The organism is Polaribacter sp. KT25b, assembly GCF_900105145.1.
Taxonomy (GTDB): Bacteria; Bacteroidota; Bacteroidia; order Flavobacteriales; family Flavobacteriaceae; genus Polaribacter.
This window is the reverse complement of record NZ_LT629752.1, coordinates 3,448,046-3,474,068: the sequence shown is the minus strand read 5'-3', so window position 1 is coordinate 3,474,068 and position 26,023 is coordinate 3,448,046. Positions and strand designations below refer to the sequence as shown.

The window sequence follows — 26,023 nt, the reverse complement described above, 5'->3', positions numbered from 1 at the left end:
TTTCTGTAAAAATAGTATTTTTGACTATGTCTGCATCTTTAGAACTACAAGTACAAACCTTACCAAATGAGCCCGGAGTTTATCAATATTTTGATAAAGACGATGTAATTATTTACATTGGTAAAGCTAAAAACTTAAAAAAAAGAGTTTCATCTTACTTTAATAAAAACCACGAAAATGGTAAAACTAGAGTTTTAGTAAAGAAAATTGTAAACATAAAACACATTGTTGTAAATACAGAAACAGACGCACTTTTATTAGAAAATAACTTAATTAAAAAGTACAGACCAAAGTATAATGTTCTTTTAAAAGATGATAAAAGTTACCCTTGGCTTTGTATTAAAAACGAGCGTTTTCCAAGATTATTTATGACAAGAAGAGTTATAAAAGATGGCTCAGAATATTTTGGTCCTTATACTTCTGTAAGAACGGTTCGCGTTTTGTTAGATTTGATAAAAGAACTCTATCCTTTAAGAACCTGTGCTTTCGATTTAAGTAAGAAAAACATAAACGAAGGTAAATATAAAGTCTGTTTAGAATATCATTTAAAGAACTGTAAAGGCGCTTGTGAAGGATTAGAAACAGAGGCAAATTACAATGATTCTATCAGAGAAATTAGAAATATTATTAAAGGAAATTTTAAAGAAAGTTTAGAGAAGTTTCAAGAAATGATGTTAGATTTTGCTGAAAAGATGGAGTTTGAAGAGGCGCAAAAAATCAAAGAAAAACTTAGCTTATTAGGTAATTATCAAGCAAAATCTACTATTATAAATCCGTCAATAAATAATGTAGATGTTTTTTCAATTATTTCTGATGAAACTCACGGATATGCAAACTTTTTAAAGATTTCTAACGGATCAATTATCCAGTCTAATACAACAGAAATTAAGAAAAAATTAGACGAAACAGACAAAGAACTATTAGAACTTTTTATTGTTGAAATTAGACAACGGTTCAACTCACAATCACCAGAAATTTATGTTCCTTTTAAAGTAGATTTGGGCGAAAGTGTAAAAGTTACAATTCCTAAATTGGGTGATAAAAAACGTATTGTAGAATTATCAGAAAGAAATGCAAAATATTACAGACAAGAACAATTTAAGCAGATTAAAATTGTTGATCCAGACAGGCATGTAAAAAGAATTATGGCGCAAATGAAAAAGGATTTACGCCTTTCTGTAGAGCCAAGACATATAGAGTGTTTCGATAATTCTAACATTCAAGGTACAAATCCTGTTGCTGCTTGTGTGGTTTTTAAAGATGGGAAACCAAGTAAAAAAGATTACAGACATTACAATATAAAAACGGTAGAAGGTCCTGATGATTTTGCATCTATGGAAGAGGTTGTGTACAGAAGATACAAGCGTTTATTAGAAGAGGAGCAACCTTTGCCACAACTAATTATTATTGATGGAGGAAAAGGACAATTATCATCCGCTTTAAAAAGTTTAGATGTTTTAGGATTGCGTGGCAAAATTGCCATTATCGGAATTGCAAAACGTTTAGAAGAAATATATTATCCAGATGATCCAATTCCTTTGTATTTAGATAAAAAGTCTGAAACTTTAAAAATTACGCAGTATTTAAGAAACGAAGCGCATAGATTCGGAATTACTTTTCACAGAAATAAACGTAGTAAAAGTGCTATAAAAAGTGAGTTAGAACAAATTCCTGATATTGGTAAACAGACTATTACAACTTTATTGCGTAAATTTAAATCGGCAAAACGCGTAAAAGAAGCTTCTTTACCAGATTTAGTTGAAGTTATTGGCAATGCAAGAGCTACAAAAGTATATCAATTTTATCATCCTCAAAAAACATGAAAAATTATACAACAATTTTTTTTTTACTGATTACAGCTGTTTTTTTTAGTCAACAAAAACAACCAAAAATAGGTTTGGTTTTAAGTGGTGGTGGGGCAAAAGGTTTTGCACATGTAGGTGTTTTAAAAGAAATTGACAAAGCAGGTATTAAGTTAGATTATATTGGCGGTACAAGTATGGGTGCAATTATTGGTGGTTTATATGCTGCTGGTTATTCTGCAGATCAAATAGAAACTATTATAATTGAAACCGATTTTTTTGCTCTAGTAAGAGATTTATTGCCAAGAAGTTCAGAAACTTTTTTTGAAAAAGAATATGGCGAAAATACTATGATAACTTTACCTGTAAAAAAAGGTGTTATTGGGTTTCCAAAAGCAATTTCTAAAGGTCAAAATGTACTTAATCTATTGTTAGAATTATTCGATTCTTTAGATGGTAATCAAGATTTTACTAAATTATCAGTCCCTTTTTATTGTATTGGAACAGATGTTGAAACTGGTGGTGAAGTATTGATCGAAAAAGGTTCTTTACCTTTGGCGTTAAGAGCAAGTGGTTCTTTTCCTACGTTGCTAAATCCTGTTGTTTTAGACGGTAAATTATTGGTTGATGGCGGAATTGCAAATAATTTTCCTGTTAGTGTAATGAAGGCAAAAGGAATAGATATTGTAATAGGATCTGATGTAGAAGGTAAATTGTATAAGAAAGATAAGTTAAACTCTGCAATATCTATTTTAAATCAGATAATGAGTTATCAAATGTATAGCAAAACAGAAAAGGAGAAAGAAAAAATTGATGTTTATATTCATCCTGATATTTCTAAATTTGGTGTAGTTGATTTTGATAAAAAAGATGAAATTTTAAAAATAGGAATTGATGAAGCAATAAAATATAGAAAGGTCTTTAAAGAACTTGCAGTAAAACAAAAAAATAAAAAGAAAAGAGCTCCATTAAAATTAAATAACGAAAAGTTAACAATTTCTAGTATCTCTATTGATGGTATAAAGGATTATACGAGAGCTTTTGTACTTGGAAAATTAAAATTAAAAGAAGGTGATAGTGTTACAAGAAGAGAAATAACAAAAAAGATTTACTTATTATCTGCAACAAGAAATTATGATCGTATTGAATATAATTTAATTAAGAAGGTAGATAACACTTATTTATTAAGTTTTTACTTGAAAGAAACGAACGAAAATGCAAGTTTAAAACTTGGCGTTCATTACGATCTTTTATACAAATCTAGCGTATTAGCAAATTACAGTCAGAAACATCTATTACTTGATAATGACTTGCTTTCTGTAGATATGATTTTAGGAGATAATTTAAGGTATAACCTAAACTATTTTGTAGATAATGGTTTTTATATTAGTTATGGCTTTCGATCTAGATATAATCATTTTACTTCAAGCACAAAGGTTAATCCGTTAGTTTCTACATTTCCTAATATTGATAATATTAATTTAAAATATATAGATTTTACCAATCAGTTTTTTGTTCAAACTACTTTTGATAGAAAATTTGCTATTGGTTTAGGTGCAGAACATAAATATATAAAAGCAACAACAGCAACAATTACCACAAATAATGAAGAAACTATTTTAGATAAAAGTCATTATTTTAACACTTTTGGATATTTAAAGCTAGATACTTATAATAAAAACTATTTTCCTACAAAAGGGTATTTTGCAGATCTAAATTTTAGATTTAATATGGCTTCTTCTGATTATAATGGCGATTTTGAAACTTTTGGGCAAGCAAAAGGAACTCTAGGTTTTGCTAAAACATTTTGGAATAAGTTAACCTTTCAGTTTACAAATGAAGCTGGTTTTACTTTGAAGAACCCAGAGTCAGGAATTTTTGATTTTTATTTAGGAGGCTATAATCAGAATTATATAAACACCTTTATTTCTTTTTACGGATATGATTTTGCAGAACTTTCTGATAATTCTTTTGTAAAATCTGAATTTAACTTTAGATATGCTATTACAGATAAACATAATGCAATTTTTATTGCAAATTATGGAAGATTAGGAGACAATGTTTTTAGAGATATAGAACTATTTAAAGATGTTATATCTGGTTATGCTTTAGGTTATAGTTATGGTAGTTTAGTTGGGCCTTTAGAAATTAAATACAGTTGGTCTCCAGAAACCAATCAAAGTTTTTGGTTGTTTAATTTAGGATTTTGGTTCTAATAAAAAAAACCATGAATCTTTTCATGGTTTTTTTTAAATTATAAGAAATAAAATTTTATTTCTTCATCTGTTTTGTACTTAAATAAAACTCCTCATAGGTTTGTAGTAAATTTATTAAAGCAGATATTAAATCTTTTGTTTCTAATAAAATACTAAAATACAAGGTTGTGTTTTTCGGGCTTGTTTCATCTGTTCTAATTCTTGCAACTTGCTTTTCTATTGAAACAGAAACACTTTTTAGTAATTGATTTTTTTCTTTTAAAAGATTATTAAGATCATCTAAATTTCTATTACCAAAAATAGAAGCTTCTTTAGTTAATAAATCAGATAATTCAATATCAATTTCTTTTAAATCTTTTATTTGAGCTTTCTTAAGATTTTTATGATTGTTATTAACGTGTTTAAAACTAGCTCTAGAGATATAGCTAATAGATTGTGCAACATCTTGTAAATAACCTAATACCATTATGTAAAATCTACTAGCTTGTACAGAGGTATCATCTAAAGATTTAATAAAATAAAACACACCATCTTTTAAATTATCTATTTCATTATTTAACTTTTCTACGTGTTTATCTGTTTTACGTAATTTATTTAAATCATGGCTAGATAAATCATCAACAACATTTGTATATAATTTATTTACACGGTTTATTACTTCAGAAATATGATCTGCACTTTCTTCAATTACACCATTTATTGTAATTAATTCTTCTCTTTCTATATATTGTTGTTTTTTTACTTCTTTCGTTTCCTTTCTAAGAAGTAAAGTGTTTCTACCCATTAAAATAGCAACTACTGCTAATAAAACAGGAATCATAACCATGTCCCAACTAATTAAATAAGCAACTAAAGCAGCTGCGAAAAAAGCTACAATTGCAGTTAGAAACCACCCACCAATAACATTAAGAACACCTGCAACTCTATAAACAGCACTTTCACGTCCCCAAGCTCTATCTGCTAAAGATGTACCCATTGCTACCATAAATGTAACATAAGTTGTAGATAAAGGCAGTTTCATAGAAGTAGCTATAGAAATTAAAATTCCGGCAACAATTAAGTTAACAGAAGCTCTAATTAAATCAAAAGCTGGTAATTCATATTTTTTGTCTTTAGGTAATTTTACAACAGGTTTTTGAAATTTAGAATCGATAAAAGCTAATGTAGATTTAGGAATTATATAACTAATTCCGGTATTAAGAGTCATGGCAGCTCTAACAACAATTCTAGACACCCCATTTGGTTGAAATTTTTCATGACCATCTCCTTGACGAGATAAATCGATTCCTGTTTTTATTACATTTTGTGCTTTACTAGAGGTCCATAAAGTAACAACCATAATTGTACCAGCTAATAATAGTAACCAAACATTAGATGGTACTTTTTTTGCTAAGATGCCCATAGAAAAAGAATCTGCTGCAACGCCAGAAACAGACCATGCTTCATAAGAATTCCAAGCAGCAATTGGCACACCAACAAAGTTTACCAAATCGTTTCCAGAAAATGCCATTGCTAAAGAAAATGTACCAATACCAATAATTAGTTTTAAAACATTTACTTTTAAAAATTGTATTAATATTTGAGAAATAGCAGACCAGGCAATAAAGCTTCCGGCAATAATAGTAAGAGTATTTCCTTCAATTAAATGTTTTACATCACTATAAAAAGGAGTTCCTTTTAAACCTTTTATAATTATAAAATAGGTAATTGCAGTAATTGCAAAACCACCAAAAAGTGCATTTACATAAGTGGCTCTTTTTTCAAAATTGAAAGAGTAAATTAATCTTGATGCAAATTGAACGAGGGCTCCAACAGAAAAGGCTACAACAACAGAGAGTAGAATTCCGTTAATAATATCTAATGCTTTTTCATGGTTGATGTAGCTCCAGATATCTGAAATTGAATGAGCATCGTTTGCAGAAATTTTAAGTAATGAAATACAAACTGCAGCACCTAATAATTCAAAAACAATAGAAACTGTAGTTGATGTTGGCATTCCAAGCGAATTAAAAATATCTAATAAAAGAATATCTGTAATCATTACAGCCATAAAAATGATCATAATGTCTTGAAACATAAACATATTAGGGTTAAAAATTCCTTTACGAGCAACTTCCATCATTCCACTAGAGGTAACTGCACCAAAGAATACACCTAAACTAGCAATAATCATGATTTTCTTTACAGGAATTGCCTTAGAGCCAATTGCTGAATTTAAGAAATTTACAGCATCATTACTAACTCCTACAACTAAATCTACTATAGCTAAAATAGCTAAAGCAACAAGCATTAAAATATATGGATCTCCCATTTTTATATAAAATTTTAGTTTTGCAAAGTTACAAACACAAAAAATTGTGAATGTTACGTTTATGTTATGTTAATATGCGTTAAAAATGAATATCTACCTGTAATCTATACAATAATTTATTTGTGCTAAAACCAATATCTGTATAGCTTACATCTGTTTGAACTTTTAATTTATGACCTGCAATATATTTAGATAAACCTAATGTATATTGGTTTTCTGCACCTTCTCCAGTAATGTTTTTATTTAAAGAAATGTTGGTATAACGAGCAGAAACTTCTACCGTTTTAGAAAGTAAATATCCTGTTTGCAGATTTAAACCATTACCAACTTGAACCTCATCGCCTGTTAAAGTATCATCAGAATTTTTTGCTAAAGGATCTTTTGCGTCTCTATTTGCATATTCTGCCATAAAAGAAAAACCTTTGTACTTATACATTGCATCGATAAAAATGTTAGAAATATCTGTTGCGTATAATCCATTATTATTGATCATGTAAGCACCTTGATTCCCTCTAGTTCTTACAGCATTTTTATTTAGATTATAACCAAATGCAAACGAAAGTTTATGATTTTGTTCAAATTTGAGATCACTTCCTCTATAATCTCCTTTGCTTTCAAAATCTCCAAAAGGTAATAATTCAATTCTTCCTGTAAATTGATGTCCACCTTCATTTCCTGTAGTAACATTTCTTCCCTCACCTTGAGAAATAGAGAAGATTTCTTTCATTAAAAATTTTTCAGAAAGTTTGGTCTTGTGTCTTAGTTGAACGCCAGTATCTCTATCAATATTAAATCTGCTGTTTAGTAAAGAACGGTCTACCATTTGTAAATCGCCAGACGAAATAACTCGTTCTCTGTTGCCTGGTAATTTTGTTTGTCCAAACCAGAGAACAAAGTTTCTAGAAAAATTCCATTTTAAAACGGCATCCATTATATATCTAGGTGCATCACTTGTATATTCTGATGCTCCAGATTGATCTCTATTTGATAATCCTAATTCTAATTTATATTTTAATTTTGGTGAAAACGCAAAACCATCAAATTTTAAACGAGATCTTCTAATTAACATAGATGAAGAAGGATTAGAAAGTCCGTTTTCTACATCCCAACTAGAAATAGCTAGCGTTTGAAACCTTAAACCAACTTTCATAGTCCAGGTACTGTCTTCGCCAATTAAATTAAATAATCCTTTCCCAAATTTAGGTGCATTTGTTTCTTGTGCATTTATGCTTAAAAAAACACTTATACATGCAAAGGTTACTACATTTTGTAGCATTGAGGAATTTATCATTATTAGTTTTTGTCATTACAAAATAACTAAAAATAATCTTAATTTAACGTTGTTTTAACATTTATTAATAGAAAAAAACTGCCTTGATCAAAGGCAGTAAGTCATATAAATAGTTGACAAAAACTAATGTATTATGATGACATTTAATCTCAAGAGATAATTACAAAAATGCAACCAACAGTTGAATTTTATGTTTATCTAAAATTAAAAAACTGTTAACTTTTTATTTGTCTTAACCTTAATTTAATATTACAGTAATGAAATCATAATTTACAACTAACATAGAGTTTACAAAGCGGGTAGACTTTTGCAGAAGTAATTAAACACTAAAAATGAAGAAAATTTTATTTATTACTTTGCTAGTTTTGAGTCAGTTTATGAACGCTCAAGACCAAGGAACATTAAAGGGAACATTAAAAGATAAAGAAGCAAATAACGAATCTTTACCGTTTGCAAACGTACTTATTAAAGGTACAACAATAGGTGCAACTACAGATTTTGATGGTAACTACTCTATAAAAGTTCCTGCTGGAAATCATATTGTAGTTTTTAGTTTCTTAGGTTATAAGGCAATTGAAAAATCGTTTGCTATTAAAGTAGGAGAAACAGTTGTAATTAATGAAATATTATCTGCAGAAGAAGGTGTTGCTTTAGATGATATTATAATAAAAACAAGTTCAAATAAAGAATCTGTGAGTGCACTTTTATTAGAGCAGAAAAAAGCAACTGTCATTAAAGAAAGTATTGGCGCACAAACATTATCTAAAGTTGGTGTTTCTGATGCTGCAAATGCAACTACTAAAATATCTGGAGTTACTAAAAGTGAAAGTTCTGGAGATATTTATATTAGAGGTTTAGGAGATAGATATTTATCAACAACAATGAATGGATTGCCAATTCCTTCTGATGATGTAAATAATAAAAATATAAACCTTAATTTGTTTTCTACCAACATTATTAAAAATGTAGGAATTAGCAAAACATACACAACTTCTAGTTATGCAGATCAAGGTTCTGGTAATGTAGATGTAAACTCTAAAGAATACTCAGGTAAAGAATTTACTATTTCGTTATCTGGTGGTGCAAATACAAATGTTTTAAATCTTTCTGATGATTTTAGAACTACAATAATTAACAACGATGTTACTTTAGGCTTTCATAAAAAGCAATACGCACTTCAAGATGCAATTACCTATCAAGGTTGGGATACAGAAACTATTTCTACTCCTATTAACTTTAGTGGTTCTTTTTCTGCCGGAAGAAAATTTGAAATCTTTGGTAAAGACCTTTCAATATTTGTAGCAGGTTCTCACTCTAAATCATTTGAGTATAGAGAAGGCGTTTTTAATTCTTACAGATTAAATGTTTTAAACACCTCTTTTCCAGGTGTAACAAGACAAGTTAATATTGATAGAGGAATAAGTGCTGATGAAACTGATGTTGAGCAATATATCTCAACCACAAATACAACAGGTTATATAAATGTTGGTTTTAAATTTAATGAGAATAATAAGCTTAAATACAATACACTATTTGTTAATAATGGAATTGATAACTTATACGAACAAGGTAGAAAAGGTTATGGATATGTGTATGATCAAGATCCACAAGATGATGGCGCATTTGTAAGAGATCAAAACTTTAAACAAACAACACTTTTTATCAATCAATTATTAGGTGAGCATAAATGGAATGAAAACAATACTTTAAATTGGGCAGCTGGTTATAATTTTGTATTGGCAGAAGAACCAAATAGAATTAGAAACGAAGTAAATATTTTAAATATTGATGTTTCTCCAACAATTCAATATGCACACGTTGGCGATTATCAACAAAGAAAATCTAGCCAAAAAATTGAAGATATAGAATACAATGCACTTGTAGAAAATAAATGGGCTTTGGGTTTACCTGATGAAAATGATGATAAACCGTTTGCTTTAAACTACGGCTTTAATTATAGACATAAAGAAAGAACCTTTAAATCGTTATTTGTTGGTGTTAAAGCAAAAGATTTTACTGCACCTTCTATAGATCAATTATCAACAACTTTTACATCTACAGGTTTTAATAATGGATTAACATTAACAACACAACCTACAGATAGATATGAAGCAGATTTAGATATTATGGCAGGTTTTGTAAACTTCGATTTTTCTTTGGATAAATTATCTGGTAATCTAGGTTTTCGTTATGAAAAAGATGAAATAAAAGTACTTTGGGATGTTGGAAATTACGTAGGTAGAATAGGCTCTTTAGATAAAACATACGAAAGTTTTTACCCAAGTGTAAACTTAAAGTTTGAGGTAAATGAAAATCAATATTTACGTTTTGCGTCTAGTATTACACAAACGTTACCAGAGTTTAAAGAATTGGCTCCTTTCGAATATGTTTCTCCAACTGGTCGTGTAACGAAAGGAAATCCAGATTTAGAAAAATCAGAAATTTATAATTGGGATTTAAAATATGAAATGTTTCCAAATAGAGGACAGTTATTTTCTGCAACTGCATTTTACAAGCAAATTAATAATCCTATCAATTTAGCGTTAACAAGAGGTTCATCAGGGTATTTTTTCTACGCAAATACTGGAGATAAAGCTACTGTTTATGGTTTTGAATTAGAAGCAAAAACAGATTTAATTAAAAATAGTGATGATGAAGGGATTTTAAACATAACTGGTAACATTACTAAAATGTGGTTAAATCAAGATTTATTTGAAAACTTTCAATATAAAGATGCTACAGAATCTAGCTTACAAGGTGCATCAGATTTTATTGTTAATAGTTCTTTAAGCTTCAGCAACAAAAAAGAAAAAGAATTTTTAGCAACCTTAACAGGTAATTATTCTTCGGATAAAATATTTTCTTTAGGAGGTGCAGAAGGGTATGCAAACAGAGCTACAGAATTTAATGATCAAATTATAGAAAAAGGTTTTGTTACGTTAGATTTAGTGATGAGTAAAGAGTTAACAAAGAATTTACAAATAAAACTAGTTGGTAGAAACTTAATGAACCCAGAAATTAAGCAAACGCAAGACATTAAAGACATTATAACAGGTGTTGAAACTAATGAAACTGTGCTTTCTTACAAAAAAGGAAGTCAGTTAACATTAGGGTTTAAATATGATTTTTAAGTAATTAACAATTACTTAACAAAACAACAAAAAGAATATAAAAGCTAACGTATTATTAATATTTAGGTAAAGATAATTAGAAAATAAGTCGATTTCTTTGTAGAAAATTAATAACCATATTATACTAAAAATGAAAAAATCAGTTTTTAAAATTTTAAACATCGTAGCTTTTTCTATTGCTACTTTATCATTCACAAATTGTGGTAGTGATGAGCCAGGTATTATTATTACTGAGCCAGAATCTGAAGTTATACAAAGCTTACAATCTGGAGTTATGAGTGGAAACTTAGAAGAGGATTTCACATTAAGTTCTAGTACAATTTATAATTTAAGTTCTTCATTTATTGTTCAATCAGGTGTAACATTAACAATTCCTGCAGGAACAAGAATTCAAGCAGCAAATGGAGGAACTAATGTTTACATTGCAGTTTTAAAAGGTGGTAAAATAGATATTCAAGGTACTTCTTCAAACCCTGTGTTTATGACTTCTGCTTCTGGAAATCCAGGAGATTGGGGTGGATTAACAATTTGTGGAGATGCAACTACAACTGCGGGCGTAGATGCAGAAGCAGAAGTTGGTGGTTTTATCTATGGAGGAACAAATGATACAGACAATTCTGGATCAATCAATTATTTAATTATTAAAGGAACAGGAGCTCAAATTAATGCAGATTCTCAATATAATGGAGTTTCTTTATATGCAGTTGGTTCTGGAACAACAATTAGTAATGTTGCTGTAATTAATGGTTCTGATGATGGTTTTGAATTTTTTGGAGGAACTGTTTCTGCAAGTAATTTATACTTAGAAAACAATGAAGATGATTCAATTGATTGGACTGAAGGATGGAGTGGAACTGTAGATAATGCTTACATTTCTCATACAGTTTCTGGATTTTCAACTGTTTTTGAAGGAGACAAGCAAAATAACAATCCTAAATTTAATAATATTACTGCAGTTTCTACTGTTGGTGGTACAGCTTTACAATTTAAATTACAATCTGGAGGTACAATTACAGGTTTATCTTTAACAGGTTATGATGTGTCAATCGATATGAAAGATGATGGGCCATTAACAAATGTTTTAATTGATGGTGTTGCTGCAAACCCATTATTATCTTATACAAATGCACCAAGTGTTACTGCTTCAGATTTTACTTGGGTAAATTCTAGTGTTTCAATTCCTACTTCAATTTTACAAGGTACTGTAACTGGTACTGTAACTTTAGACGCTTCTGTAAGCTATAAATTAAATTCATCTTACATTGTTCAAGATGGTGGAGAATTAGTAATTCCTGCAGGAACAAAAATTGAAGCTAGAAATGGTGGTACAGGTGTTTACATTGCAGTTTTAAAAGGTGGTAAAATAGATATTCAAGGAACAGCTACTAATCCAGTTGTATTTTCTTCTGCTGCTGGAACAGCTGGAGATTGGGGTGGATTAACAATTTGTGGAGATGCAACTACTACTGCTGGTGAAGATGCAGAAGCAGAAGTTGGTGGTTTTATTTATGGTGGAACTAATAATGCAGATAGCTCTGGGTCTATTAAATACTTAGTAATTAAAGGAACAGGTGCTCAAATTAATGCAGATTCTCAATACAATGGAATTTCTTTTTACGCAGTTGGTTCTGGAACTACAATAGAAAACATTTCTGTAATTAATGGAGCAGATGATGGAGTTGAGTTTTTTGGAGGAACTGTTTCTGCATCAAATATTTACTTAGAAAATAACGAAGATGATTCTGTAGATTGGACAGAAGGTTGGAATGGTACTTTAACAAATACGTATATTTCTCATACTGTATCTGGTTTTTCTACTGCTTTTGAAGGCGATAAAGATAATTTGAATCCTAAATTTGTAAACTTAACAGCAATTTCTACAGTTGGTGGAACAGGGTTACAGTTTAAGAAAAATTCTGGAGGAACTATTACAAATATCTGGTTAGAAGGTTATGATCTTGATATAGATATGGTAGATGGAGGTTCATTAGACAATGTTATTATTGATGATGTTTCTGCTTCAACTACTGCAGATTACAAAACAGGAACTAAAGTTGATGTTAGTACTTGGTCTTGGAAAAGTGCAGGTTTATAATCACTAGTTTTTAGAAATAAAAAAAGCAGGCTTTTAAAGCCTGCTTTTTTGGTTATATAAATTTTATTTAGGCTTTATTATCAGCGCAACAAGCCATTTTACAATCTTCTTTACAAGCTGGTTTATCAGCTTTCATGTCACAACTTTCTTTGCGAGCATCAGAACAAGTATGCGCCTTTTTAGAAGTATTCATTTTGTTTGAAGCTTCTGAAGCTTTGTATAATTCGCCTCCAGCAATTCCGCTTACAAAAGCAATTAAATCTTCTTTGAATGCTTTATTAGCATCAAACTCAATGATTGATATACTGTCTAATATGGATATAAAAAATGGTGGTCTATTGTACAATATAATTATTAATAACGTTGCTATTTCAACTACTGCAGATTACAAAACATGAACTAAAGTTGATGTAAGTACTTGAGTTGATGTAAGTACTTGGTTTTGGAAAAGTATAAGTTTATAATCACTAGTTTTTAGACATAAAAAAAGCAGGCTTTTAAAGCCTGCTTTTTTGGTTATATGAATTTTATTTAGGCTTTATTATCAGCGCAACAAGCCATTTTACAATCTTCTTTACAAGCTGGTTTATCAGCTTTCATGTCACAACTTTCTTTGCAAGCATCAGAACAAGCATGCGTCTTTTTAGAAGTATTCATTTTGTTTGAAGCTTCTGAAGCTTTGTATAATTCGCCTCCAGCAATTCCGCTTACAAAAGCAATTAAATCTTCTTTGGATGTTTTATTAGCATCAAACTCAATGTTTGCAATACTATCAGTAAAAACAACTTTAGCATCTAAAACACCTTCTTTTTTAGATAATTTAGATTGAATAGTTTTTGCGCAACCAATTTCGCAAGTCATACCAGAAATTGCTAAAGACACATTTTCTTTTTTCACTTCTTTAGGTGCTTCATTTTTACATCCTGTTAAAATAAAACAAGCAATTGCTATCGAGAATATTATTTTTTGAACTTTCATTAGATAAAATTTAAAGATTTTTATTGATTTTTTAATAAGAGATAATTCCTAAAAAAGGATTATCAGATGTTGTTATTGAATTATTTTACAAATTTATCAATAAAAAGTATTGTATTTAAATAAATATCAGACTTTTGTGAAAAATTTAATCAAGCTTATGAATATTCAACAAAAAAAGTGGTTGTATTTGGGTTTACTTTCATTGGTTTGGGGAAGTTCTTTTATTTTGATGAAAAAAGCATTAATTGGTTTAACTCCAATTCAATTAGGTGCTTTACGTATTTTAATTGCTGGTTTATTTCTTTTGATGATTGGTTCTAAGAGTCTAAAAGAAATCAAGAAAAAACATTATAAATACATTGTTTCTACAGCACTTTTAGGTACTTTTTTTCCAGTATTTCTATTTGCTTATGCTGTTTCTGGTATTGATAGTTCTATTACTTCCATTTTAAATTCCTTAACGCCTTTTAATACATTTATTGTTGGTGCTTTGGCTTTTGGATTTACATTTAAAAAGCAACAATTTATCGGAATTGTTATTGGCTTAATTGGAACAATCTTATTGATTCTACAAGGCGCTGATTTAAATCCGAATCAAAATTATTGGTTTTCGATATTAGTTGTAATTGCTTCTGTTGGATACGCTTTTAATGTAAATATTGTAAAGAAACATTTATCAGATATTAGTGCGATAAGTATTGTGGCTGGCAATTTTTTGTTGTTGGTAATTCCGGCTTTTGTAGTTTTGGTTTTTACTGATTTTTTTAGCACTTTTGAGTATACAGAAACCAAAATGTCAGCGTTAGGTTATATTACTATTCTAGCGGTTTTAGGAACAGGAATTGCAAAAATATTTTATAATAATTTAGTGCATTTAGCATCGCCAATTTTTGCATCATCAGTAACTTATTTAATTCCTATTGTTGCTATTTCTTGGGGAATTTTAGATGGAGAAAAGCTTGATTTAATTCAGTTTTTTGCTGGTGTAATTATTTTATTTGGTGTGTATTTGGTAAATAAGAAAAAGTAGACTTAAAGCTCAAAAGTTGAGAATAAAAAAGAGCCAAACCCGAAGTCTTGACTCTTTTATAATAGTATTATTTTCTAAAAGAAAATTATTTAAAATCAGCATCAGTAACTCCTTCATTTACTTTAAAATCAGTTACTTCAAATTTTAAATCCATTGGTCCAGATTTTATACCTATTGCAAACGGAAATTTAACACCTTTTACTTCTTTGTAATTGCTAAAAGTAGTTGGTACTTTTGCTTCAGAACCGTCTGGTGCTTTTGTGGTTCTTATTTCTTGAGCTTTTAAGCCGGTTTCCATATCATAAAAAGCTTCTACATCATTGTAAATTATAACAAAATAGTTTTTTCCGTCGATAGGTTCAATTCTGTCCAGTTTACCATTAGTATAATTTAAATCGCTAATAATTGAAGCATCTTTTTTAGCTTTTTCTAAATCATCACCTTCTAAATTTGTACGTTGACCTCTAGCTTCTTTATAACCTGTTGTACCATCAAAAACAGATTTTTGCATCACATTACCCATAACAGCAATTTCTTGCGATGTTTTGTTTGGTGCAGAAGATTTCTTAGTCATTACCAAAGGAGTACCTTGAATTGTAGCATTTGCAACCATCATTGTGGTTTTAATTGCCATAACTTTATCTTTTCCGCCAATTGCAGTTATGTACTTGTCAATTACATTTGCAGTTGTCATTCCTTCAGGAATTGGTAAAGTCATTGCTGGTTTTTCTGTAGGATTACCATATTTATCAAAATACTTAATTACGTAATCTGTTTTTTCAAGATTTTTAAGCACATCAATTCCTTTCCCTGTAATAATAATTCTAGCTTTATCTCCTCTAAAATATTTTATTGCAGCATTTTGAACATCATCTAGAGTAACTGCTTTAATATTTTTAATATAGTTTGCATAGAAGTCTTTTGGTAAATTATAACGTTCTATATTTAAAGCAAAGTTAGCAACAGTTCTAGGTTTTTGCACATCCATAACAAAGCCACCAATATATTCTTCTTTAGAATTTTCTAATTCTTCTGGCGTAACTTTTTGATATCTAATTTTATTAATTTCTTTTTGTATTTCTACTACAGAACTATCAGTAACCATATTTCTAACACTTGCAGTTGCTCTAAAAGAACCTGCATATCTGTTTTGTCTTAAACTAGCGTAAGAACCATAAGTGTATCCTTTATCTTCACGTAAATTCATAAATAAACGTGCAGTTCCGCCACCACCAAGAATATTACTAGCCATTAATGCAGCGTAATAATCTTTATCGCCTAAAGTTAAATCTACATTGTTAATTACAGCAATTTCTGATTGTACAGCATTTTGCATATTAATAAAATTAATTTCTGTAGTTGCTACACTTTCAGTTGCTGGTATTGTATAAGCAGGAATTTCTCCTTGCTCCCAATCAGAAAACAAGCTTTTAACTAATTTTTCTATTTCTTTTGTGTTAATATCACCTTCTATAACTAAATATGCATTGTTTGGTTTGTAGTAGGTATTGTAGTTGTTTTTAACATCATCTAAAGTAATTTTACTTACACTTTCTTTTGATGTAAATTCTCCAAAAGGATGATTTTTACCAAAAGTTAATACATTTTCTACACGTCTTGCAGCAGAAGTAACATTTTTTTCATTAGATTTTAAACCATCTAAAGTAATTTGTACTTCTTTATCAAATTCTTCTTGTGTAAATTGAGAGTTTTTAACTCCATCTGCCATTAATCCTAAAATTTCTGGAAAATATTTTTTTAATGAAGAAGCATATGCTCCAGAACTAAAAAAGGATACATTAGCTCCAAGAAAATCTACTTTTTCATTAAACTCATCTTTACTGATGTTTGTAGTTCCACGACCTAATAAACTTCCCATCATGCTAGAAACTCCAGCAATTTCACCTTCAAAATAAGGTTTATTGTCAATAGTTAAACTAGCAGATGCTCTTGGTAGTTTATTGTTTTCTACCATAATTACCTTTAAACCATTCTTTAATGTAAAGGTTTTTGGTGTGCCTAATTTAATTTCAGGATCTGGCCCTGGTTTTGGCATTGTACTTCTATCTATCTGTGCATTAACAGCAACAGATACTAGAAGAAATGCTATTAATGATAAAATTTTTGTTTTCATAATTTGTGTCTTATTTTAAGAAATCAATCAATGATTGTATCTATATTATTTTTTTTCTGGTAAATATTCTAAAATTAATCGTTGATTAGGATTCAAATATTTCTTTGCAACTGCTAGAATATCGTCTCTTGTAATTGATCTGTAAATATCAATTTCTGTATTAATTAAATTTGTATCTCCATATAACACATTGTATCGAGCTAAAGAGTTTGCAATACCTTCTACACTAGAGTTTGAGTTTACAAAGTCATTTTCAAATTTGTTTTGTAGTTTTTGATAATCTCTTTCTGATATTAATTCAGTTTGTATTTTAACAATCTCTTCATCAATTTCTTTAATAATGTCTTCTAATTTAGTTTCACCTTGTGGTAAGCCGTATAAGATGTAAGTACCATAATCTTCTTGACTAGCATTAATTGCACCTGCTTGTAAAGCCATTTTTTTCTCATCAACTAACTTTTTGTACAAAACAGAACTTCTACCAGTACTTAAGTATGATGAAATCATATCTAAAACTCTAGAATCTTTTGTTTTCATAGAAGGTGTTCTGTATGCAGCCATAATAGCAGGAATCTGAATATTTGGGTCATATCCTTTAGCATACATTGCTTCTGTAATTGGATCTTCCATTGGGAAATCTTTAGTGATTTCTGCTCCTTTTGGAATTGGTCCAAAATAATCCTGAATCATTTTTTTTGCAGAAGCAATATCAATATCACCAGCAACTACTAAAGTTGCATTATTTGGTACGTAAAACTTTTTGTTAAATGCTAAAAACTCTTCTAAAGTTGCTGCATCTAAGTCTTCCATTTTACCAATGGTTGTACCTTTATAAGGGTGTTTTTTAAAAATGTTTTCTTTTACATATTCTAAAAAATGAGAATAAGGTTGATTATCTACTCGTAATCTTTTTTCTTCTTTTACAACTTCATTTTGTGTGTCAACACCATCTTGCCCAATAATAGGGTGCAATAAACGTTCAGATTCCATCCAAAGACCTAACTCAAGTTTATTTGACGGAAAAATTTCGTAATAATAAGTTCTGTCGTCTGTGGTATTGGCGTTATTTCTACCACCATTAGAAGAAACCAATTTAAACCATTCTCCTTTTTTAATATTTTTTGTTCCTTCAAATAATAAATGTTCAAAAAAGTGTGCCATTCCAGTTCTTCCTGGTTGTTCATCTTTAGCACCAACATGATACATTACAGAGGTTACTACTACAGGTGCAGAAGTGTCTTTGTGTAAAATAACGTGCATTCCGTTATCTAAATTGTACTCTTCAAACTCTACTTTTTGTGCATTTGCAGAAAAAACAAATAGCATAGCAGAAGCAAGAGATAAAATACTTTTCTTCATTGATCTTTTTTTAGTTAATAATATGTGTTTAAATTTGACGCAAAGTCTACTATTTTGTTACAAAATAAAAAAAAGTAGAAGTGGCTTGCATCAAAAATACCAAACAAAAAATTAAATATCCTTTAAAAACTATAATAAAAGTGAGTTTTTTCTGATATAATTATTTTATAATAAAACAATATTGTCCAATGTTAAAAAATATGTATATTTGCATCCGCATTTTCAGTATTGATAATGTGTTAATTAAGTATAAATACGCAAAACAAAAAGTATGTACGCAATCGTAGAGATAGCAGGGCAGCAGTTTAAAGTAGCAAAAGACCAAAAAGTATACGTTCATCGTTTACAAGGAGAGGCAGGATCAAAAGTAACTTTTGATAACGTTCTTTTACTTGATAACGCTGGTAATGTAACAATTGGCGCCCCAGCTATAGAAGGAGCTTCTGTAACAGCTCAAATTTTAAGTCACTTAAAAGGTGATAAAGTAATCGTTTTCAAAAAGAAAAGAAGAAAAGGATTCAAAAAGAAAAATGGACACAGACAGTATTTAAGCGAGATTCAAATTGAATCTATTGCTGCTACTGGTGGTGCAAAAGCAACTCCTAAAAAGGAAACTGCAAAAGCTGCTCCTAAAAAAGCTGCAAAAGCAGATGATTTAAAGAAAATTGAAGGTGCAGGACCTAAAGCAGCAGAAGCTTTAGTAAATGCAGGTTTAGATACTTTTGCAAAAGTAGCAAAAGCTGATCCAGCAAAATTGAGTGAAATCTTAACTGAAGCAAGTTCTAGATTATCTCATTTAGTAACAACTACTTGGCCAAAACAAGCAGGTTTAGCTGCTGATGGTAAGTGGGATGAATTAAAAGAATTACAAGATAGATTAGACGGAGGTATTGAAAAATAATTCCTAAAAATTTAACTTTTATAACCTATAAAAACTCAATAACATGGCACATAAAAAAGGTGTAGGTAGTTCAAAGAATGGTAGAGAATCAGAATCAAAACGTTTAGGTGTTAAGATTTTTGGTGGTCAAGCAGCAATTGCTGGTAACATTATCGTTCGTCAAAGAGGAACAACTCATAATCCAGGAGAAAACGTTTACATGGGTAAAGATCATACTTTACATGCAAAGGTTGATGGAGTAGTAGAATTTAGAAAGAAAAAAGATAATAGATCTTATGTATCTATAACTCCTTTTGAAGTTTAAGAAGCTAAGACTTTTAAAATTATTATAAAACGCTCAAACAATTAATTGTTTGAGCGTTTTTTTTTGATATGATTTTATGGTATATTTCTCATTTATCCCCAATATATATATGAGAAGTACACTGTTTACATTATTATTCTATTTTATTTTTTTATTGAGTTTTACAGCTCAAGAAAATCAAATATCTCAAAAAGAGTTTATTAAGAAAGTAGAAGGTTATATTTTAGATAAAAAATTAGATTCTGCATCTATTTTTTTACGTCAACTAGAAAATAACGATTACACTTCAATTTTAACTAGAATTAAAAATAGAGAAGAACTCTCTTATTCAGAATATGATAGGTTTTTAAAATCAGTAAGTAGAAGAAAACCTCTTAATTATTTTTCTATTCATTCTTTTATAAATGAGTTTATAAAAGAACCAAATAATTATAAAAATATAAATTCTGATTATGTTTATATAAAATGGAGTCAAATAAGTAATTTAAGAGATGAGGTTACGCTAGAGGCTGCTAATGTTGAACAAGAAAAATTAGAAGCCTATGTAAATAAATTTGATGATGCAGATGATCAAGTTTTGGCATTAAAAACTCAAATTACTAGTCATCCTATTATAATGTATAATATTAAGCAAGACTTAAAAGGAAAAGAGTTATGTTTAAAAAGTATTGAAGCTGCCAGAAAATTAAAGGATATTAAACTTGAAATAATTTTTTTATACTACTTAACAGATTTCTTAGTTCAAGAAGATAAACTACAAGAATATATTGATGTTAGCGAACAAAGTTTAGAGTTAGAAAAAAAGTTACCAGAACAAACAGCATTTCATCATGCAATATTAGAACATTTAGTAGATGCTTATATTTATAAAGGTGGTAATCATCTAAGAATAAGGGATTTATTAGATGAGATTTATGATAATGAAAACTCAAGGGCCAATTCTTATGAGTTTTATGTTAAGTTTATTGCAAAACTCGATGAGAATTCAACTGAAAAAAGAGCGATTTTAAATAAGTTTGAAGTTAAAAATGTATTTGAGCTTACAGAAAAGTTTACCGAATTAGGTAAAGATTTAAATCAGCATGAATTTACTAAATTAATTGCCGCTAGTGCAGATGCGCTTGTTGCTCATGGTTTTTATGAGGAAAGTATTAGGTATAAAAAACATGAAATATTTTTAATAAAAAATATTTATTCTAAAGAATTATCAGAAACTCTGTCTAATTATAAAACAGAAGCTGCTGTTAAAGAAAAAGAAGTTGAAATTGAAAGTGAAAAAGAGAGAACAAAAATATTTATAGTAATTGCAGCTTTAATCGGTGTTTTTTTGTTGATTTCTCTTTTTACGATAAGAAAAATAAGAAAACAATCTAAAGAATTAAGTGAAAAAAATAAATTGATTAACAAGTCTTTAAAAGAGAAAGAATTGTTAGTTAAAGAAGTGCATCATAGAGTAAAAAATAATTTTCAAATTGTATCGAGTTTATTAGAATTGCAAAGCAAAGGTATTGAAGATGAAAAAGCTTTAGAATTAGCAAATGAAGGTAAAAATAGAGTAAAATCTATGGCTTTAATCCATCAGAAATTATATCAAAATGAAAGCGGTTTAGTCGATTTTGATGAATACATACAATTACTTGTAAAAGAACTTTCATCACTTTTTAAATCAGATAATAAAATAGACACATCAATTACATCAAAAGATATGAGTTTTGATATAGATACAGCAATTCCTTTAGGTTTAATAATTAACGAGATAATTACTAATTCTTATAAATACGCTTTTAAACAAGGAAAAGAGAATACATTATCAATCTCTATAAATAAAGAAATTGATAACAATTTTAAACTAATTATAGAAGATAATGGGCCTGGTTTGTATAGTAATTTTGATGTAAAAAAAGCAAAAAGTTTAGGTTTGCGTTTGGTAAATAGATTGGTAAAACAATTACATGGTACTTTAAGTTTAACAAATGAAAAAGGAGCTCGATTTGAAATTATATTTAAAGATTTACATGCAAGACAATTGGTTGATTAACATTTTTTTTGATGGACAAAGTAAAAATTTTAGTAGTAGAAGATGAAATGATTATTGCAGATAACATCTGCGATGCATTAGAAGAATTAGGTTATCAAGCTTTAGAACCAGCAATAAGTTATACAGAAGCAATTGGAAGAATTGAAGAAGAAAAGCCAGATATTGCTATTTTAGATATTCAATTATCAGGTAAAAAAACAGGAATAGATATTGCTAAAAAAATAAGAGAAAGTTATCATTTTCCTTTTATTTTTCTAACTTCAAATGCAGATTCTTTAACTCTAAATCAGGCTAAAGAGGTTATGCCACCTGCATATTTAATAAAACCTTTTTCTAAAGAAGAATTATATACTTCTATTGAAATTGCGCTTTCAAATTATTCAATTATTCATAAAAATAAGGAAGATGAAGCTGATGATAGTCATGTAATAAAGGATGCATTTTTTATTAAAAACAAAGGTTCTTTTCTAAAAATTTATTTTGATGATATTTTGTATTTAAAAAGTGATCACGTTTATGTTGAATTACATTTAAAGAATACTCAGCAGTTTTTAGTAAGAAGAAGTTTAAATGATATTCTTTCAAGTTTAGATGCTAGGTTTGTAAGAATTCAAAGAAGTTTTGTTGTAAATGTAAAGTATATATCCGAAGTTAAAACTGCTTCAGTAATTATTAATAATTCAGAAATTCCAATAGGTAAAACATACAAAGAAGAATTAATAAAATTCATTAAGTTAATTTAGAGTGAATTTCAGAACAAATAACATAAGGTTTAGAACATTTTTAAACTCTACACTAATATTTATATCTATATTTATACAGAAATATTGCGTTGGGGGACATATATGTTTTTTAATAAGTTACTCTTTTTTAGAGTAACTTTTTTTATGCTTGTAATTTTGAGTACTTAACTAACTTCTATTTTGTATTTTTACCCCTATGAATTTTTTGTACAACATACTTGTTTTTAAAGCAACGATGCTACTTTCAATACTAGCTTTTTTTAGTAAAAAATTAAAGCTTTTTGTTGATGGAAGAAAAGAAACTTTTTCTAAAATAAGTGCATTAAAAAATGAAGAAACTATTTGGATTCATGCTGCATCTTTAGGCGAATTTGAACAAGCAAGGCCAATTATAGAAGAATTAAAAAAAGACTATAAACAATATAAGATTTTAGTTACTTTTTTTTCGCCTTCTGGATATGAGATTCGTAAAAATTATAATTTAGCAGATGTTGTTTGTTACATGCCTTTAGACAGTAGAACAAATGCAAGAAAGTTTATTGAAACTGTAAATCCAAAGTTTGCCATTTTTATAAAATATGAATTCTGGCCAAACTTTTTAAACGAATTAAAAAAGAAAGAAATCCCAACAATTTTAGTGTCAGGAATTTTAAGAAAAAATCAAATTTTCTTTAAGTTTTATGGCGGCTTTATGCGAAAATCTTTACAAGCTTTCAATCATTTTTTTGTGCAAAATCAAATATCAAAAGAGTTATTAAATTCCATTAGTTTTAATAATGTTACAATTGCTGGCGACACACGTTTTGATAGAGTTTCTAAAATATTAGAACAAGACAATTCGCTAGATTTTATCAATCAGTTTAAAGATCATAAATACACAGTTGTTGCAGGAAGTACATGGCAAGAAGGAGAGGAATTGTTGGTAAATTACATCAATAATAATGCATCCGAAGACGAAAAATTTATTATTGCGCCTCATAATATTAAGCAAGAAGCAATTTTAGAATTACAGAAATCTATCAACAAAAAAACTGTTTTATTTTCTGATAAATCTGATAAAAATTTATCAGAATATCAAGTTTTTATAATTGATACGATTGGGATTTTAACCAAAATTTACGCAGCTGCAGATATTGCCTATGTTGGTGGAGGTTTAAATACGGGCTTACATAATATTTTAGAACCAGCAACTTTCGGAATTCCTGTTATCATTGGAAATAAATACGACAAATTTAAAGAAGCTTTAGATTTGGTTAAAATTGGCGGTTGTATTTCAATTAAAAATCAAGAAGAATTTACAAATAATCTTATCCATTTAAAAAAGGATGGAAATTTTAGAAAATTAACGGGAGTTATCAATAAAAGGTATATTAAAGACAACCTTGGAGCAACAAAATTAGTTATGAATTATTTAAAGGATAAACTTTAAATTAATGTCAGTTCGAGTAATTTTGGTTTTTATCAGAATTGTGTCGAGAATAAATTAAACAAATTATGGATTTTATATTACAACCTTGGGCTTGGTATGTTGGTGGTCCACTAATTGCAATTTCGCTGTTATTGTATTTTTATTTTGGTAGAAATTTTGGAGCTTCTACAAATTTTGACACGCTTTGTTCAATGGCTGGGGCAGGAAAAGTTTCAGATTATTTTAAGAAAGATTGGAAAGATCGAGATTTTGCTTTGATGTTTGTGGTTGGTTTAATTATTGGTGGATTTATTTCTGCTAAATATTTAATTCCAGATCAAACAATAGATTTGAATCCAAAAACAGTTCACGAACTTACAGATTTAAGATTTTCAAATGTTGGAAATCAGTATTTTCCTGATGAAATTTTTGGAGAAGATATTTCCACCTCTTTAAAAGGTTTTTTAATTCTTTTAGTTTCTGGAGTTCTTGTTGGTTTTGGAACTCGTTATGCTGGCGGTTGTACTTCTGGTCATGCAATTACAGGTTTAAGTAATTTAGAATTACCTTCTTTATTGGCTGTAATAGGATTTTTTATTGGTGGTGTTATTGCTACATGGTTTATAATTCCAATTTTATTTTAGCCAATAATTGGCATTAAACAAAAATAATTATGTTCAATTTGTCTCTTCGAGCGCAGTCGAGAAGTTAATTGAAAATTTAAAACATATTCAAAATGAAAAACATCAAATTTTTAATATTAGGAATCTTTTTTGCCATTGTATTAAGTAAAACTGAAGCCATTTCTTGGTATCGTTTTTATGAAATGTTTAAGTTTCAATCTTTTCATATGTTTGGAGTCATTGGTTCGGCAGTTGTAATTTCGATGCTTTTTATGCAGTTATTTAAAAACGGAAAAATAAAAGATATTAATGGAAATAAAATTATACCACAACCAAAAGAAAAAGGTTTTATCAGAACTATTTTAGGAGGAACATTTTTTGGTTTAGGTTGGGGTATTTCTGGAGCTTGTGCTGCACCAATTTTTGTAATTCTTGGATTTAAATTAATTCCTGCTTTAATTTTATTGATTGGTGCACTTTTAGGAGCATTTATCTACGGAATCTTAAGTAAAAAATTACCAAATTAAATGAGCAAATTAATAGACAATTTTGGGCGACAAATGGAATATGTGCGATTAGCAGTTACTGATCGTTGTAATTTGCGTTGCCAATATTGTATGCCTGCTCATGGTATTGATATTGTTCCAAGACAAGAATTACTTACATTTAAAGAAATGTATCGCTTAATTAGAGTTTTAACAGAATTGGGCGTAAATAAAGTGCGTTTAACTGGTGGAGAACCTTTTGTACGTAAAGATTTTGTTGGGTTTTTAGAAATGTTGTCTTATAATGATTTGTTGGATGCAATTAATATTACAACAAATGGCGCGTTGATTTCTCATCATATTTCTAGAATTGAACAATTAGAAAAAGTTAAAAACATCAATTTAAGTATTGATAGTTTAGATAGAGAAAAATTTGCGAAAATTACACGAAGAGATGTTTTTCCTGAAGTTTATAAAACGTTTGAATTGCTTGAAAAAAGTAGTTTAAACTTAAAACTGAATGTAGTTGTACAATCGGGTTTTAATACTGATGAGATAGTCGATTTTGTAAGATTGACAAAAGATAAAAATGTTTCTGTACGTTTTATTGAGGAAATGCCTTTTAACGGAAAAGGACAAAGAGAAATGCAAGAGAATTGGACTTTTAATAAAATTTTAAATGAGGTAAAAACTGAGTTTGATGTTGCAGAAGTTCAATCAGAAAAATCATCAACTTCTAGAAATTATAAAGTTGATAATCATTTAGGAACTTTCGGAATTATTCCTGCATTTACAAGAACTATTTGTAACGATTGTAATCGAATTAGAATAACATCAACAGGAACATTTAAAAATTGTTTGTTTGATGATGGCGTTTTTAATCTTCGAGATTTTATCAGAAAAGGAGCTTCAAATGATGATTTAAAAGAACTCTTTTTAGGTTTAGTAAAACAGAAACCAGAAAATGGTTTTATAGCAGAAGTAAACCGTAAAGATGGTGGCGCTTCTGAAAGTATGAGTACAATAGGAGGGTAGAAAAGAGCCCATCTTAATCTTCCCAAAGGGAAGAAATACTCATGTCAAAAGTTTGGTTAAAATTAAAGATGCTTATTAAAAACAATAATAGATTTTAAAAATTGGTAAACTTTTATGCCCAATTTGGGTTTCCCTCCCT

The 26,023-nt window shown here is 29.0% G+C and carries 19 protein-coding genes; 13 read left to right on the top strand and 6 right to left on the bottom strand.

The genetic code is table 11. From position 1 onward, the window contains the following. Positions 1 to 26 precede the first annotated feature (26 nt). Together uvrC and BLT70_RS14985 are read left to right on the top strand one after the other, a co-directional pair. Positions 27 to 1,823: an excinuclease ABC subunit UvrC gene (uvrC, locus tag BLT70_RS14990; RefSeq protein WP_091896144.1), complete on the top strand. Its 1,797-nt coding sequence runs from the start codon at positions 27 to 29 to the stop codon at positions 1,821 to 1,823. Beyond that, a complete protein-coding gene (locus BLT70_RS14985) occupies positions 1,820 to 4,018 on the top strand; it encodes a patatin-like phospholipase family protein (protein ID WP_091896141.1) in 2,199 nt (732 codons plus the stop codon). The genes uvrC and BLT70_RS14985 overlap by 4 nt, the downstream gene beginning before the upstream one ends. 55 nt (positions 4,019 to 4,073) lie before the next feature. Here the strand turns inward: BLT70_RS14985 and BLT70_RS14980 are convergent, their stop codons facing one another. Further along, a complete protein-coding gene (locus tag BLT70_RS14980; RefSeq protein WP_091896138.1) occupies positions 4,074 to 6,329 on the bottom strand; it encodes an inorganic phosphate transporter in 2,256 nt (751 codons plus the stop codon). A 79-nt stretch (positions 6,330 to 6,408) separates the two neighbouring features. After that, the gene (locus BLT70_RS14975; protein WP_091896135.1) at positions 6,409 to 7,605 is read right to left on the bottom strand and encodes a porin; all 1,197 of its coding nucleotides are present in this window, start codon (positions 7,603 to 7,605) and stop codon (positions 6,409 to 6,411) included. 347 nt (positions 7,606 to 7,952) lie between these two features. Between BLT70_RS14975 and BLT70_RS14970 the strand changes: the two genes are divergently transcribed. Then, entirely contained in the window at positions 7,953 to 10,751 is a 2,799-nt protein-coding gene (locus BLT70_RS14970) for a TonB-dependent receptor (protein ID WP_091896132.1), read from the top strand. A 130-nt stretch (positions 10,752 to 10,881) separates the two neighbouring features. After that, positions 10,882 to 12,846 (top strand): hypothetical protein, encoded by a 1,965-nt coding sequence (locus tag BLT70_RS14965; RefSeq protein WP_091896130.1) that lies wholly within the window; start codon positions 10,882 to 10,884, stop codon positions 12,844 to 12,846. A 67-nt stretch (positions 12,847 to 12,913) separates the two neighbouring features. Here BLT70_RS14965 and BLT70_RS14960 read toward each other — a convergent pair whose 3' ends face one another. Both BLT70_RS14960 and BLT70_RS14955 read right to left on the bottom strand, forming a co-directional pair. After that, positions 12,914 to 13,192, bottom strand: coding sequence for a hypothetical protein (locus BLT70_RS14960; protein WP_091896127.1), 279 nt, complete (start codon positions 13,190 to 13,192; stop codon positions 12,914 to 12,916). 185 nt (positions 13,193 to 13,377) lie between these two features. Next, a complete protein-coding gene (locus tag BLT70_RS14955; RefSeq protein WP_091896124.1) occupies positions 13,378 to 13,824 on the bottom strand; it encodes a cation transporter in 447 nt (148 codons plus the stop codon). A 157-nt stretch (positions 13,825 to 13,981) separates the two neighbouring features. On the opposite strand from BLT70_RS14955, the gene BLT70_RS14950 reads away from it, so the two are divergent. Beyond that, positions 13,982 to 14,854 (top strand): DMT family transporter, encoded by an 873-nt coding sequence (locus BLT70_RS14950; protein WP_091896121.1) that lies wholly within the window; start codon positions 13,982 to 13,984, stop codon positions 14,852 to 14,854. 85 nt (positions 14,855 to 14,939) lie between these two features. Here the strand turns inward: BLT70_RS14950 and BLT70_RS14945 are convergent, their stop codons facing one another. Then, positions 14,940 to 16,988, bottom strand: a complete 2,049-nt coding sequence (locus tag BLT70_RS14945) for a pitrilysin family protein (RefSeq protein ID WP_091896118.1) — start codon at positions 16,986 to 16,988, stop codon at positions 14,940 to 14,942. Positions 16,989 to 17,033: 45 nt separating this feature from the next. Further along, positions 17,034 to 18,347 carry a pitrilysin family protein gene (locus BLT70_RS14940; protein ID WP_091896116.1) on the bottom strand — a complete coding sequence of 438 codons (1,314 nt, stop codon included), beginning with the start codon at positions 18,345 to 18,347 and terminating at the stop codon, positions 17,034 to 17,036. A 271-nt stretch (positions 18,348 to 18,618) separates the two neighbouring features. On the opposite strand from BLT70_RS14940, the gene rplU reads away from it, so the two are divergent. From rplU to moaA, 8 genes are all read left to right on the top strand, one after another. Continuing rightward, positions 18,619 to 19,248, top strand: a complete 630-nt coding sequence (rplU, locus tag BLT70_RS14935) for a 50S ribosomal protein L21 (protein ID WP_091896113.1) — start codon at positions 18,619 to 18,621, stop codon at positions 19,246 to 19,248. A 43-nt stretch (positions 19,249 to 19,291) separates the two neighbouring features. Next, the gene (rpmA, locus tag BLT70_RS14930; protein ID WP_036824185.1) at positions 19,292 to 19,552 is read left to right on the top strand and encodes a 50S ribosomal protein L27; all 261 of its coding nucleotides are present in this window, start codon (positions 19,292 to 19,294) and stop codon (positions 19,550 to 19,552) included. Between the two features lie 109 nt (positions 19,553 to 19,661). Then, entirely contained in the window at positions 19,662 to 21,590 is a 1,929-nt protein-coding gene (locus BLT70_RS14925; protein WP_172824423.1) for a sensor histidine kinase, read from the top strand. Between the two features lie 11 nt (positions 21,591 to 21,601). Further along, positions 21,602 to 22,333 (top strand): LytTR family DNA-binding domain-containing protein, encoded by a 732-nt coding sequence (locus BLT70_RS14920; protein ID WP_091896106.1) that lies wholly within the window; start codon positions 21,602 to 21,604, stop codon positions 22,331 to 22,333. Between the two features lie 196 nt (positions 22,334 to 22,529). Continuing rightward, positions 22,530 to 23,762, top strand: coding sequence for a 3-deoxy-D-manno-octulosonic acid transferase (locus tag BLT70_RS14915; RefSeq protein ID WP_091896103.1), 1,233 nt, complete (start codon positions 22,530 to 22,532; stop codon positions 23,760 to 23,762). A gap of 65 nt (positions 23,763 to 23,827) precedes the next feature. After that, a complete protein-coding gene (locus tag BLT70_RS14910) occupies positions 23,828 to 24,385 on the top strand; it encodes a YeeE/YedE family protein (RefSeq protein ID WP_091896100.1) in 558 nt (185 codons plus the stop codon). Between the two features lie 92 nt (positions 24,386 to 24,477). Continuing rightward, complete coding sequence (locus BLT70_RS14905; RefSeq protein ID WP_091896097.1) at positions 24,478 to 24,891, top strand: YeeE/YedE thiosulfate transporter family protein; 414 nt, start codon at positions 24,478 to 24,480, stop codon at positions 24,889 to 24,891. Beyond that, positions 24,892 to 25,884, top strand: a complete 993-nt coding sequence (gene moaA, locus BLT70_RS14900) for a GTP 3',8-cyclase MoaA (protein ID WP_091896094.1) — start codon at positions 24,892 to 24,894, stop codon at positions 25,882 to 25,884. Positions 25,885 to 26,023 lie beyond the last annotated feature (139 nt).

What these genes read in the sequence shown, in the direction of transcription:
- uvrC (WP_091896144.1), top strand. Translation starts at nt 27, where the DNA reads ATGTCTGCATCTTTAGAACTACAAGTACAAACCTTACCAAATGAGCCC.
- BLT70_RS14985 (WP_091896141.1), top strand. Translation starts at nt 1,820, where the DNA reads ATGAAAAATTATACAACAATTTTTTTTTTACTGATTACAGCTGTTTTT.
- BLT70_RS14980 (WP_091896138.1), bottom strand. Translation starts at nt 6,329, where the DNA reads ATGGGAGATCCATATATTTTAATGCTTGTTGCTTTAGCTATTTTAGCT.
- BLT70_RS14975 (WP_091896135.1), bottom strand. Translation starts at nt 7,605, where the DNA reads ATGCTACAAAATGTAGTAACCTTTGCATGTATAAGTGTTTTTTTAAGC.
- BLT70_RS14970 (WP_091896132.1), top strand. Translation starts at nt 7,953, where the DNA reads ATGAAGAAAATTTTATTTATTACTTTGCTAGTTTTGAGTCAGTTTATG.
- BLT70_RS14965 (WP_091896130.1), top strand. Translation starts at nt 10,882, where the DNA reads ATGAAAAAATCAGTTTTTAAAATTTTAAACATCGTAGCTTTTTCTATT.
- BLT70_RS14955 (WP_091896124.1), bottom strand. Translation starts at nt 13,824, where the DNA reads ATGAAAGTTCAAAAAATAATATTCTCGATAGCAATTGCTTGTTTTATT.
- BLT70_RS14950 (WP_091896121.1), top strand. Translation starts at nt 13,982, where the DNA reads ATGAATATTCAACAAAAAAAGTGGTTGTATTTGGGTTTACTTTCATTG.
- BLT70_RS14945 (WP_091896118.1), bottom strand. Translation starts at nt 16,988, where the DNA reads ATGAAAACAAAAATTTTATCATTAATAGCATTTCTTCTAGTATCTGTT.
- BLT70_RS14940 (WP_091896116.1), bottom strand. Translation starts at nt 18,347, where the DNA reads ATGAAGAAAAGTATTTTATCTCTTGCTTCTGCTATGCTATTTGTTTTT.
- rplU (WP_091896113.1), top strand. Translation starts at nt 18,619, where the DNA reads ATGTACGCAATCGTAGAGATAGCAGGGCAGCAGTTTAAAGTAGCAAAA.
- rpmA (WP_036824185.1), top strand. Translation starts at nt 19,292, where the DNA reads ATGGCACATAAAAAAGGTGTAGGTAGTTCAAAGAATGGTAGAGAATCA.
- BLT70_RS14925 (WP_172824423.1), top strand. Translation starts at nt 19,662, where the DNA reads ATGAGAAGTACACTGTTTACATTATTATTCTATTTTATTTTTTTATTG.
- BLT70_RS14920 (WP_091896106.1), top strand. Translation starts at nt 21,602, where the DNA reads ATGGACAAAGTAAAAATTTTAGTAGTAGAAGATGAAATGATTATTGCA.
- BLT70_RS14915 (WP_091896103.1), top strand. Translation starts at nt 22,530, where the DNA reads ATGAATTTTTTGTACAACATACTTGTTTTTAAAGCAACGATGCTACTT.
- BLT70_RS14910 (WP_091896100.1), top strand. Translation starts at nt 23,828, where the DNA reads ATGGATTTTATATTACAACCTTGGGCTTGGTATGTTGGTGGTCCACTA.
- BLT70_RS14905 (WP_091896097.1), top strand. Translation starts at nt 24,478, where the DNA reads ATGAAAAACATCAAATTTTTAATATTAGGAATCTTTTTTGCCATTGTA.
- moaA (WP_091896094.1), top strand. Translation starts at nt 24,892, where the DNA reads ATGAGCAAATTAATAGACAATTTTGGGCGACAAATGGAATATGTGCGA.